The organism is Methylocapsa acidiphila B2 (assembly GCF_000427445.1).
Classification (GTDB): Bacteria; Pseudomonadota; Alphaproteobacteria; order Rhizobiales; family Beijerinckiaceae; genus Methylocapsa; species Methylocapsa acidiphila.
On record NZ_KE386496.1, the window covers coordinates 2,148,691 to 2,160,438 of the forward strand.

Consider the following 11,748-nt stretch of genomic DNA (forward strand, 5'->3'; position numbering starts at 1 on the left):
TCCTGACATTGAGAGCGGCATGCGGATTAAATCCCGCGCGCCGCTTTTTTTATTGGCGCTAAACGGCGTTTGAAATTGCGGATGCGCCGCAGAACAACACGCGGCGCCCTACTCCGCGACCGGCTTCGTCCATTTCAAGATCGGACGCCGCGCCGCGCCGGTCTCATCGAGGCGGCGCCGCGGAGCGTGGAAAGGCGCGGCGAGAAAGCGCTCGGTCTCACCGCGCAACGCCGCGAAAGCGAGATCGCGCATCGTCGCGATGAAGAGATCGAGCGACGCCTTGGACTCGGATTCGGTCGGCTCGATCAGCATCGCGCCATGGACGACCAGCGGAAAATAGATCGTCATCGGATGATAGCCTTCGTCGATGAGGGCTTTAGCGAAATCGAGGGTCGTCAAGCCGGTCGGCTTCAGCCAGGCGTCGTCGAAGAGCGCCTCGTGCATGCAGAGCTTGTCGCCGAAAGGCTGCGACAGGAGATCCGCGAGGCTCGCGCGAATGTAATTCGCGCTGAGCACGGCGTCTTCCGAAGCCTGGCGCAATCCATCGGCGCCATGCGACAGCATATAGGCGAGGGCGCGCACGAACATGCCCATCTGGCCGTGAAAGGCGCTCATTCTCCCAATCGACTGAGGCGCCTCGCTCGCCTGCTCGATCAGGCGCAGGCCGTTGTCGTCGCGGCGAAGGAAAGGCAAAGGCGCGAAGGGCGCGAGCTGCGCCGAGAGGGCGACAGGACCTGCGCCCGGACCGCCGCCGCCATGCGGGGTCGAGAACGTCTTGTGCAGATTGATGTGCATGGCGTCCACGCCGAGATCTCCCGGCCGCGCCTTGCCCATGATCGCGTTGAAATTCGCCCCGTCGCAATAGAAATAGGCACCGGCCTCATGCACGACTTCGGCGATCGCGACAATATCCTTCTCGAACAGGCCGCAAGTATTGGGATTGGTCAGCATGATCGCGGCGACGTCCGGCCCGAGCCGGCGGCGGACCTCGGCGGCGTCGACGGTCCCGTCGGCGCGGGCCGGGACGGAGCGAATCTCGAAGCCGATCCGCGTCGCACTCGCCGGATTGGTGCCATGAGCCGAATCCGGCACGAGAACGATTTTGCGCGTCGCCCCCTCGCCCTTGGCGGCGATCGCCGCCTTGATCGCCATCATGCCGCAAGCCTCGCCATGCGCGCCGGCTTTCGGCGACATGGCGATGGCCTCCATGCCGGTCAGCGCCAAGAGCCAGCGCGCGAGCTCTTCCATAAGCTCGAGCGCGCCTTGGACGGTCGATTGCGGCTGGAGCGGATGAATATCGGCGAAGCCCGGCAGCCGCGCCAGAGCTTCGTTGAGGCGGGGATTATGTTTCATCGTGCAGGAGCCGAGCGGGTAGAGGCCGGCGTCGATCGAATAATTCTTCTGCGACAGGCGCACATAATGGCGCATCGCCTCGGGCTCGCTTAGTCCCGGCAAGCCGAGCGCAGCCTTGCGCGCGAGCCCGCCGAGCCGATCCGTGAAAGGCGCGGGCTCGTCCAGATCGACGCCCGTAACCTCGGCGCGGCCGATCTCGAAGATCAATCCCTCTTCCAGCGCAAGCGCGCGATTGCCGGTAAACGTGTCGATTTCCGATCGCGCCGCCTCGCCGGTTTGCGTCGGGCGGCCTTGGGTTGGGCGACCTTCGGTCAGACGTTCGGGCCTGTTCATCATCAAAACGCTCCCTGCAGGGCGTCGGCAAGCGCGCCGCGATCTGCCTCCGTATTGATCTCTGTCGAGGCGACGAGGATCAGATCATCGAGCCCCTGCCCCGGTAAAAGCCGCGAGATCGGAACGCCGCCGAGCACGCCTCTTTGCGCCATGCGCTCCACGACCCCCGCGGCGTCGGCCGGGATGCGGATCGTGAATTCGTTGAAGAATGTCTTGGTCAGCACCTCGACGCCGTTCACCGCGGCGAGACGATCAGCGAGATCGACCGCGTTAGCGTGATTGATCCGCGCGAGCCGGCGCAGCCCGGTCTCGCCGAGCAGAGAGAGGTGAATCGTAAAGGCGAGCGCGCAGAGCCCCGAATTGGTGCAAATGTTGGAGGTCGCCCGGTCGCGCCTGATGTGCTGCTCGCGCGTCGACAGCGTCAGGACGAAGCTGCGGCGTCCCTCCGCGTCCACCGTTTGGCCGCAGAGTCTGCCGGGCATTTGGCGGAGATATTTCTCCTTGGCGGCGAAAAGCCCGACATAGGGCCCGCCGAAATTCAGCGCATTGCCGATCGACTGGCCCTCGCCGACGACAATGTCCGCGCCCATGGCGCCCGGCGGCTCGACAAGGCCGAGCGAAACCGCCTCGGTGAAAACCGCGACGAGCAGCGCGCCTTTTTCCTTGCAGATGGCGGCGAGCTGCGAGAGATCCCGCAGGTTGCCGAACACATCTGGATTTTGCACGAGGACGCAGGAGGTCTCGGAGTCGATCGTCGCGGCGAGATCCTCGCGCGCGAAAACATCGGGCGGAAGCGAGACGACGGCCTCGCCGCCAGCCAAGGAAGCGGCGCGGACGACCTCGGCGTAATGCGGGTGGAGGCCGCCAGACAGGACCGCCTTGCTCCGGCCCGTGACGCGATGGGCCATCAGCGCAGCCTCCGCCGCCGCGGTGGAGCCGTCATACATGGAGGCGTTGGCTGCATCCATCGCGGTCAGGGCGGCGACCTGGGTCTGGAACTCGAAAATATATTGCAGAGTGCCTTGCGCGATCTCGGCTTGATAGGGCGTGTAGCTCGTCAGGAATTCGGAGCGCTGGATCAAATGATCGACGCTCGCCGGAACATGATGCTTGTAGGCTCCCGCGCCCACGAAAAAAGGAACCGACCCGGCCGCGACATTTTTCGCCGCGAGATTGGAAAGCAAGCGCCCGACTTCCATCTCGCTCTTGCGCCGCGGCAGATCGAGATCGCCGGCGAGGCGCTTGTCTGCGGGAATGTCGGCAAAGAGCGCCTCGACGTCAGCGACGCCGACCCGCGCCAGCATGTCGACGCGATCCTCGCGGGTCAAAGGAAGATAGCGCATAGCGGCTCACTCCTATTCGAGAGATTTCACGTAGTCCTGGTAGGCATCTTCATCCATCAAGCTGTCGAGCTCGGTCGCATCGCGGAGCCTGATCTTGAAGAACCAGCCCTTGTCGAGAGGGTCTTCATTGACTATGGCCGGCGTCTCCTCGAGGGCGTTGTTGACTTCGATCACCTCGCCCGAAGCCGGGGCGTTGATCCCGCTCGCCGCCTTGACGCTTTCGACCACCGCCGCCTCGGCGCCTTGAGTCACGACTCTGCCGATGAGAGGCAGCTCAACGAAGACCACGTCGCCCAATTGGCCCTGGGCGTAGTCCGTGATCCCGACCATGCCGGACCCGTCCTCGACGCGGATAAATTCATGCTCTTTGGTGTAGAACGTGGTCGGCATCAATTCCCCCTGTAATAGGCGTGCGGCGTGAAAGGCATTGAGACGATCCGCGCCGCAAGCGGCTTGCCCCGCGTCATAAGACTGACCGGCGCGCCGATCGTCGCGTGGATCGCGTCGACGTAGCCCATGCCGATGGGACGCCCGAGGCTCGGCGCAAACCCGCCCGAGGTCAGGCGACCGATAGCCCGGCCGCTGGATTCAAGGACCTCGGAGCCCTCCCGCGCCGGCGCCTTGCCCTCGAGGAGAAAGCCGACGCGGCGGCGCGCGGGACCCTTCGCGAGGGCGCGCGCGATCGCCTCCGCGCCCGGAAATCCGCCTTGCTCGCGGCGGCGGCGTGGGATCGACCAGGAGAGCCCGGCCTCGACCGGATCGGTCGTCCGATCGATGTCATGGCCATAGAGGCAGAGCCCGGCTTCGAGACGCAGCGAATCCCTCGCGCCGAGGCCGATGGGAAGAACCTCCGGCTCGGCCAAAAGCTCTCGCGCGAAATCGGCCGCGGCGGCGGCCGGAAGCGAGATCTCAAAGCCATCCTCGCCGGTGTAGCCCGAACGCGAGATCCAAAGAGGAAGGCCGCGAAACGCGATCTCCTGGGCCGACATGAAGGGCGTCGCCATCACTGCGCGAACCAAAGGCTCGGGCACCGAGGCGTCCAGCAAGCGACGGCGTAAGATCTCGGCCGCCTTTGGACCCTGCAAGGCGAGCAAGGCCCGCTCGTCGAGAATGACGAGGTCGAGATCCGGCAGCGCGGCCGCGATATGAGCGAAATCGGCGGCCTTGGTCCCCGCATTGACGACGAGAAACAGGCGCTCCTGTCCCTTTTCGTCCGCAAGGCGCGTCGCCATCAGATCGTCGAGAATATGGCCGTCTGGATCGAGGAGTTGGGTATAGCGAATCTGGCCAGCAAGCAGGCCGGCGATGTCTCCGGGGACAAGGGTTTCGAGGCGCCGCGCTGCGTCAGGTCCGGAGAGAATGGCTTGCCCCATATGCGCGACGTCGAAAAGACCGGCCTTGGCGCGGGTATGAAGATGCTCCGCGATGATGCCCGCCCGATAGTGCACCGGCATGATATAGCCGGCGAAAGGGCGCATTTGCGCACCGAGCGCGCGATGCAGATCATATAGTGGGGTCTGCGCGAGGATAGGCTCGACGACTGAACTGTCAGACATGCGACCTCCTCGGCAGGACATAGAGCAAAGCCCACCCGTCCTCGCAAACAAGCGACGACCGGCGCTTTGCCCCCTCTGTCCTGTGACCTGAGAGATTTCCCTCACCCGAAGCCAATAGGCTCGGCGCGAAGTTACCTCCGTCGGTGGATTTTTCGCGACGATATGCGAAAAATCGCTTTCCAGAGCGTCATCCCTCGAGCGGTCCCTGAGCCTGAGCGTTTCCGGGGCGGTTGCGTCTTCGGCGCCGATTCCTAGCCTTTCAGCTCGAATCGGTCTCTTCCGCAGAGGGTTTTTAGTCTGACTTCTCGAATCTCGGCGCGCCTGCCCAAATTGTCAATGGCGGCGGCCATCGTTTCGACAATTCGACGGATGTTATCTTTTGTCGCGCTTGCCGGCCGGCTTTTCGCCGCCGCCGCCCTCATCGATGCCGACTTTGATGCTGTAGTCGTCTTCCGCATGGTCCTGAACGAAAGGCACGAACAGCGGCTCCGTGACGATGGTGAAAGCCGCGTAAGTCTCGCCGGCGGGCACGCTCGCTGAGGCGCGATAAAGCTTGCTCACGAGCGGTTGATTGTCCTTCTCGCGGACGACGGCCACGCGGACCGGCACATTGAAGGCGCCCGGCGCGCCGGCCGGGCCGAGCAGAACCTTGCCGGCCACGCCGATTTTGAGCGAAATCCGATCGCCATCGAGCGCGCATTCCCGCGCGACGTCATCGACCGAGGACTGATAGCGAAGATTGTCGTTGGAGGGCGGAGCGCCGGCGTAAACCCGCGACGCGGCTGTTCCTTCCAGGACGAAAATTTCGGGGCAAAAAATGCGTCTCGTTTCGGTTCCCGCCGCCGGGGCGTTGGAACTCGCTCCGCCTAAGCCGAGGAGATTGCTGAGCTTCGATCCCGCCGGCTCGGGCTGATCGAAATTGCCGAGCCGCCCGCCGCAGGCGCTCAGCCCCAAAGAGACCGCTGCGACAAGACCAAGTCGCCCGATGCGCGCCAAAATGCGCCGCTGCATTCTCAAAAACCTCTCCAGAGCAAACCGCCGAGCCTGTAGGATCGGTCGCGATCCCGATTGTGGATCGGCTCCGCTAAAATTCATCGCGATCGAGTGGGGATGCTCTACAATAAACGGGGCGAAATCTCCAGTTCGCGCTTGCGTTGAAAAACGCCTTCGGCGGCAAACTTCTCCCTCGGCGTTAGGAGCGGCCGATCTGATCCCTGGGAGCGACGGGAAGCGGGCGGGTCTTCGGGGTGCGCTTCCAGGTTTCGGTCGCGCCGAACACGGTCTTCAGGATCGAAGGCGCATTGGACAGGCTGACGAAAATCATCAAGGGCGTCAGAGACGCGAGCGTGGCGAGATAAGTCAGGACCGATCCGCGACGCAGGAGGACATAGGGAGCGAGCGTCATGCCGACGCCCACGATCGCGATCAAGGCGGCGATGACGCTGATGACCGGGCGATAGGCTGTCAGGTCGCCGCCGCGCAAAAGGGCGCAGCCGAGAAGGGCGGCGCTGGCGATCGCGACGCAAGGATAAAAGGTTTGAACCAGGATCAAAAGGGTCGCCGACAATTTCCGCTGGAGCGCCCAATCGGTCAGCCAGACCTGCTTCAAAAGCTTGCGAGCGACTTGGACGAAGCCGTTCGACCAGCGTCTCTGCTGGACCCGCCAATGCGCGACCTTGTCCGGGACAAGGCCCGGCACCGGCGGCTCCATCGCGAAAAGACCCCGCCATCCGGCGATTTCCGCACGCACTGTGAGATCGAGATCCTCGCAAAGCGAATCCGCCGACCAGCCTCCGGCCGCGTCGATCGCGGCGCGACGCCAAACAGCGCCCGTGCCATTGAACTGAAACAGCCAGCCGGCGCGGAACCGCGTCGCCTGCTCCATCACGAAATGCGCGTCGAGCATCAAGCCCTGCGCGCGGGTCAAAAGATTCGTCCGGTAATTTGAAAATTCGCAACGCGATTGCACGAAGCTCGCTTCTGGATCGGCGATCAGCGCCGGAACCACGCTGCGCAGCCAATTCGCCGGCGGCCGGAAATCGACGTCGAGAATGGCGATGTAAGGCGCATTGGAATGAAGCATGCCGGCGGCGAGCGCCCCCGCCTTATAGCCGGTGCGGTCGCCGCGACGCAGGTGTAGGACGTCATAGCCCTGCGCGCGCAGGCCCCCAATGATCCCCGATGCGATGGCGCTGGTCTCGTCGCAGCTGTCGTCGAGAAGCTGGATGTGCAGACGGTCGCGCGGCCAATCGAGCTCAGCTACTGAGCGCAGGGCGTCGGCCACCATTTCGGCTTCATTAAAGACGGGAATTTGAACGAGGACATGCGGTAAATCGGCCTCGGCGATCGCCAAGGCGCGCAACGGCCGCCCCAAGGTCTTGCCGGTGGCGCGCTCAAAGAGGTTGACGCCGAGAAGGCTCAGAAATCCGCCGCCGACGAAAAGAAGGCCGAGCACGGAAACTGTGAGGCTCGTCTCGCAAGCCAATTGGAGGAAATCAAAATAAAACAATTACGGAGTCCCCCGATTGCCGCCCTCTTCCACTGGCCCACCGATCGGCCTTCGCGCCGGCCCTCCGCCAAGGACAAATCGGCTCGTGACGCCGGCTTGCGCCAAACCGCGGCTATCGCTGCAGGCAGAATGGCTTAGGTTCTTGAAAGCATGAAAGGTGCGACATCCACAATAAACAAATTGCAACAGATTGTTTCAGCCATTGAGAAACTTTCGACCCCTTATCTCCTAGTTTGGCGAAAGTCTTAATGAAGTCTTACCGAGCTTGCCTGGACGCATTGCGCTTGTTGCAACTTGCGCCGCCGCCGCCTGTGGATAAATCGGGCTTGATCAAAAGAGATTACGGGACGCGCTCTTGCGTTTCAGGCACGTTTACTTCGATGCGCGCCATAATTTTGTCTATAAGTCGCGCTGGCAAAGCTCTGGCGAGTCGGGTCGCCAGATAGAGCTGCCACGGAAAGGCGACGACAGCCTGGCCGCGATCGAGGCCGCGGCGAATGATGCGAGCGGCCTCGGCGTCGCTCAATTCGAAGGGCTTCATCGCCTCTATGCGCGCGTTCAGCGGCGTCTTCACGAAGCCGGCTATGATCAGGCTCACCCGAACCCCACGGGGCTCGAGCCGTCCCCGCAAGGATTCGGCATAGGTGTGAACGGCGGCTTTCGCCGCGCTATAGGCTGGCGCATAAGGCAATCCGCGCAAGCCCGCCATCGAGCCGACGAAGGCGAGCTGACCCCGCCCACGCGCGCACATGGGGCCGATCAGAGGCTCGACCGTATTCAGGACGCCGATCAAATTGGCACCGAGCACGGCGCGCACCGCCTGCGGATCCTCGCGAATCTCGCTCGGCGCGAGCCCGGTCGTGATGCCGGCGTTGGCGACGGCGAGATCGAGTGGCCGGCGCTGGTCCAATTCGGCGATCCATTGCGCGACGGCCGCCTGATCCCTCACGTCCAAGACCCCGGTCTCGACTTCGGCGCCCTGGCCGCGCGCCGCCGCCGCGACCGCCGCCAGCCGATCGTCGTCGCGGCCAGTCAAGGCCAAGGCGACGCCCGGGCGAGCATAGGCGAGCGCGAGGGCGCGGCCGATTCCGCTCGAGGCGCCGGTGATGAGGATCGATCGCGCCGGTTTCACGTCAGGGCAAGGCCTCGGTCGCTATATGCAGGGCCGTCGCCTCGGCGATCACCGCAATGTCCTGGTTCGGACCGCGCGCAAGAAGCCGCAGGACGAGCTCGGGGCGTGGGACCCGCCGCGCGCGCACGACCCGGCCCGAAATAACGACTTCCTCGCCGACCAGGATGGGCGCAAGAAACTTCGCCGAAAGACCCATGAGGGCGATGTCGCGCCGCCAGGCCAAAAGCGCCGGCTCGAAACAGCCAAGAATGAGCATGCCATGGACCGGAGGGGCCGCAAGGCCCACGGCCTTTGCGACGCTCGCATCGAGATGGAGCGGATTATCGTCGCCGGAGACCGCCGCATAGTGCGCGAGGCGGCCGCTGTCGAACGGCCCGAATGCGCGCAGGCCGATGTCCGCGCCCACCTCGGGCCAGTCTTGTGGAGTCGAGGTTTCTGGCGGCGCATTCATGACGAGCTTCGCATCGCGATCGGCGCGAGGCGCAAGACGGCTTCGAGGCGCCCGCAGGCCTCGCCTTCCGGCGTCAAAACGACCGCATGCAGATGGACGCCGGGAGGATCGTCCTTGCGCAGAAGCTCGGCCTCGATCACATAATCGGCGTCGATCTCGAGGCGCCGCTCGAACGCGAAACTCTGAGCCTCGTGGACTGGCAAGACTCCTTCGCCAATCGCGCGGCTTAAAGCCAACCGAATTTCGGGCGACGCCAGCCAGCAGACGGGAAAGGCGAGCGGGACGAGTCCCTCGATCGCCGCAGCGTCCGTCTCCTGGCGGAACCGCGCGACGCGCTCGGCCTCCGTTCTGACCGCGATTGGCGGCAAGCGCAGGCGCAGATCCGGGCCGGCGGCGCGCTCCGATTGGGCTTGGTCCGCCGCGCGCGCCATCACGCCGACCCGGCGCGCCGGACGACGAGGCTGGCGTTGATGCCGCCGAAGGCGAAGGAATTGGTCAGCACGGTGCGGATCGGCATGGGCCGCGCGACATTCGGCACGGCGTCGAGGGGGCATTTCTCATCCGGCTCGCGCCAGTTGATGGTGGGCGGCGCGATATTCTCGCGAATCGCGCCGATTGTCACGACAAGCTCCAGTGCGCCTCCGGCGCCGAGGCCGTGGCCGTGAACGGGCTTAGTCGAGGAAATAGGAAGGTTCGCGAGCCGATCGCCGAAGACCATCGCGAGGGCCAGCGATTCCGTTGCGTCATTAACCGTCGTGCCTGTGCCGTGCGCATTGACGTAATCGATCTCGTCGATCTCGACGCCGGCGTCGGCCAAGGCGTTGCGCATGCAGGCGGCGGCGCCTGCAGCGTCCGGCCGAACCGGGTCCTTGGCGTCGCTCGAGGTTCCATAGCCGATGATTTCGGCGAGCGCTTCCGCTCCTCGCGCGCGCGCCGCCTCAGCCTCCTCAAGGATAAAAGCGCCGGCGCCCGCGCCGAGCACCATCCCGTTGCGGCCCTTGGAAAAGGGCCTGCAGGCGTCGGGCGTGAGAACGCGCAGGGATTCCCAGGCAAGCGACGAGCTATTGGTGATGCAATCCTCCGTCCCGCCGACGATGGCGCGATCGACGAGGCCGGCGCGAATGAAATGCGCGCCCATCCCGATCGCCTGCGTCGCCGAGGCGCAGGCGCTCGCAACCGCGAAGCAAGGGCCCGACGCGCCGAAGCGGATGCTGACATGGGATGGGCTGGAGCTCGGAATGAGGCGCGGCACAGTGAGCGGGTCCGGCCGTCCCAGCTGAACCAGGGTAAGATGGAGGCCGTCCTCCAAGCTGTGCATGCCGCCGACGCCAGTGCCGATGATCACGGCAGCGCGCCGCCCCATCGGCTCCGCGCGCGAAAGGCCGGCCTGAGCCGCCGCCTCGTCCGCCGCGACAAGAACATATTGTGTGACCGGATCGCAATAGGGCAAAAGGCTCGCGCCGAGAAGCTCCACGGCGTTGAAGCCCTGCACTTGCGCGGAAAATTTGATGCGTCCGCGATAGGGTCTCGGAAATCGCGTTTCCGCCACACAGGAGAGCCCGTCGCGCGCAGCGCGCCACAGGGCCGGCGCGCCGATCCCCGCGGCGGAGACAGCCCCCATGCCGGTGACGACCACGCGCCTCGACGAAGCCATCTCAGCTTTTTTCTTTGACGATATAGGCCCAGATGGCTTCGCTCAGGCCCTTCACGTCCTGCGCCTCGTGGAAAGGTCCGTCCATTGGGATATAGACGTCGAGCTTTTCCTCGAGCGCCGTCAAGATCATGACGATGTCGATCGACTTCAGGTCGAGGCTTTCAATCGTCGCGTCCAATGTCACCTTCTCGCGTGGGACCATGCCGACATCCACGATGACGTCGATAATCTGGTTGGCCAGCGCGGCTTGGTCTGCAATTTTTGTTTCCAACAATGACTCCGTGCCGCCGAACATCGTCGCCGGCTCCTGCGATCCCTCGACTCTCGCCGGGCGCCGCCCAACTGCGAATGCGCACTTTAGGCCATCGCCGCCGGGCTGGCCAGCGGCGCGACAGGAAGCAAAAGCACGAAAAGGAAAATAGGCGCGGCGGAAAGAGCCGCGCCGCTTGCCGGCGCAAGCCGACGACCGCCTCCCTAGCCGAAAGGACGCATGATGGAAAGCCCCGGTCGTCCGGCAGGGCGCGCGCCCGAGCCGTCCCGCAACGGGATGGGAAAAGCGACCGGCTTTATCCGCATCCTGCGCCGAATGAGGAGCCTCAAGTCCCATTTGGGACTTGATCGGTTCTACCCGAAGCCGCTTCGGTCCGGGGCCTGTTCCGAAAGCCGGTCGAGTTTTTCGACATTGAGGCATCGGATCCGACGCCTCATCAGAACAGGCTCCAGCTCATTAATCTGGAGCGAGTCTAGGGCACAGCCAACACACGCGTGCCAACCTGGACGCGGTGGTAGAGATCGACGACATCCTCATTATACATGCGGATGCAACCGTAGGACGCCGCCGTGCCGACGGATCTCCGCATGCTCTGAGTCGTGCCATGGATCGCGACCTCGGACACGCTCAAGGTCAGCGCCGCGGCCCCCATAGGGTTGCGCGGCGAGCCTCCGGGAATGACCGCCGGGAAGTTCGGGTGATCCTGGCGGACGACAGCCGGAGCGGACCACGCGGGCTCGACGAACTTGCCCCGGATATAGGCCTCGCCCTGCCACGCCATGCCGGTTTTGCCGATGGCGATAGGATAGCGAATCGCCGTCCCTCCGCCGGTTGTAAAATAAAGCCTCCGCTCGCTCTGCTTGATGATGATCATGCCGGGCGGATAGGACTGCGCCAAAGTAACCGTCTCGCGCGCCGCGGCGCCTGTAGGCGCCACAGCAAAGCCTGCCCCGACGCCAGCCAAAAAAATCACGCCAAAACGAAACGCTTGATGAAAAAGAAAACCGCCCGCGCGCAACTTGCTCATGGTCGCCCCCGAAAACGATCTGACGAATCAACACGATTCGTAGAGTACCAAGGGTCGTGATCGCCTGCGGCAGAAACCTCGCGCTTCGGTTAAATTAGGGTGAAAGTGTGGCGTTCCTA

General features: G+C 64.2%; 12 protein-coding genes and 1 riboswitch. All 12 genes read right to left on the bottom strand.

What is annotated here, in order from left to right:
- Window positions 1-108: 108 nt before the first annotated feature.
- Entirely contained in the window at window positions 109-1,686 is a 1,578-nt protein-coding gene (gcvPB, locus tag METAC_RS0112490; RefSeq protein WP_156898320.1) for an aminomethyl-transferring glycine dehydrogenase subunit GcvPB, read from the bottom strand.
- Between the two features lie 2 nt (window positions 1,687-1,688).
- A complete protein-coding gene (gene gcvPA, locus METAC_RS0112495; protein WP_026607292.1) occupies window positions 1,689-3,029 on the bottom strand; it encodes an aminomethyl-transferring glycine dehydrogenase subunit GcvPA in 1,341 nt (446 codons plus the stop codon).
- A 12-nt stretch (window positions 3,030-3,041) separates the two neighbouring features.
- A complete protein-coding gene (gcvH, locus tag METAC_RS0112500) occupies window positions 3,042-3,419 on the bottom strand; it encodes a glycine cleavage system protein GcvH (RefSeq protein ID WP_026607293.1) in 378 nt (125 codons plus the stop codon).
- On the bottom strand, window positions 3,419-4,585 hold the full coding sequence (gene gcvT / locus METAC_RS0112505) for a glycine cleavage system aminomethyltransferase GcvT (protein ID WP_026607294.1): 1,167 nt from the start codon (window positions 4,583-4,585) through the stop codon (window positions 3,419-3,421). The genes gcvH and gcvT overlap by 1 nt, the downstream gene beginning before the upstream one ends.
- A 65-nt stretch (window positions 4,586-4,650) precedes the next feature.
- Window positions 4,651-4,778, bottom strand: a riboswitch (glycine riboswitch).
- A 179-nt stretch (window positions 4,779-4,957) separates the two neighbouring features.
- On the bottom strand, window positions 4,958-5,596 hold the full coding sequence (locus METAC_RS23485; protein WP_051335552.1) for a hypothetical protein: 639 nt from the start codon (window positions 5,594-5,596) through the stop codon (window positions 4,958-4,960).
- Window positions 5,597-5,777: 181 nt separating this feature from the next.
- A complete protein-coding gene (locus tag METAC_RS0112515) occupies window positions 5,778-7,094 on the bottom strand; it encodes a glycosyltransferase family 2 protein (RefSeq protein WP_036255556.1) in 1,317 nt (438 codons plus the stop codon).
- 340 nt (window positions 7,095-7,434) lie between these two features.
- Entirely contained in the window at window positions 7,435-8,226 is a 792-nt protein-coding gene (locus METAC_RS0112520) for an SDR family NAD(P)-dependent oxidoreductase (RefSeq protein ID WP_026607296.1), read from the bottom strand.
- 1 nt (window position 8,227) lies between these two features.
- On the bottom strand, window positions 8,228-8,677 hold the full coding sequence (locus METAC_RS0112525; protein WP_026607297.1) for a MaoC family dehydratase: 450 nt from the start codon (window positions 8,675-8,677) through the stop codon (window positions 8,228-8,230).
- A complete protein-coding gene (locus METAC_RS0112530; RefSeq protein ID WP_036255558.1) occupies window positions 8,674-9,108 on the bottom strand; it encodes a hypothetical protein in 435 nt (144 codons plus the stop codon). The genes METAC_RS0112525 and METAC_RS0112530 overlap by 4 nt, the downstream gene beginning before the upstream one ends.
- On the bottom strand, window positions 9,108-10,331 hold the full coding sequence (locus tag METAC_RS0112535) for a beta-ketoacyl-[acyl-carrier-protein] synthase family protein (RefSeq protein WP_026607299.1): 1,224 nt from the start codon (window positions 10,329-10,331) through the stop codon (window positions 9,108-9,110). Before METAC_RS0112535 ends, METAC_RS0112530 begins: the two co-directional genes overlap by 1 nt.
- Window position 10,332: 1 nt before the next feature.
- The gene (locus METAC_RS0112540; RefSeq protein WP_026607300.1) at window positions 10,333-10,602 is read right to left on the bottom strand and encodes an acyl carrier protein; all 270 of its coding nucleotides are present in this window, start codon (window positions 10,600-10,602) and stop codon (window positions 10,333-10,335) included.
- Window positions 10,603-11,074: 472 nt separating this feature from the next.
- Window positions 11,075-11,629, bottom strand: coding sequence for a L,D-transpeptidase (locus METAC_RS0112545; protein ID WP_084143614.1), 555 nt, complete (start codon window positions 11,627-11,629; stop codon window positions 11,075-11,077).
- Between the last annotated feature and the right edge of the window lie 119 nt (window positions 11,630-11,748).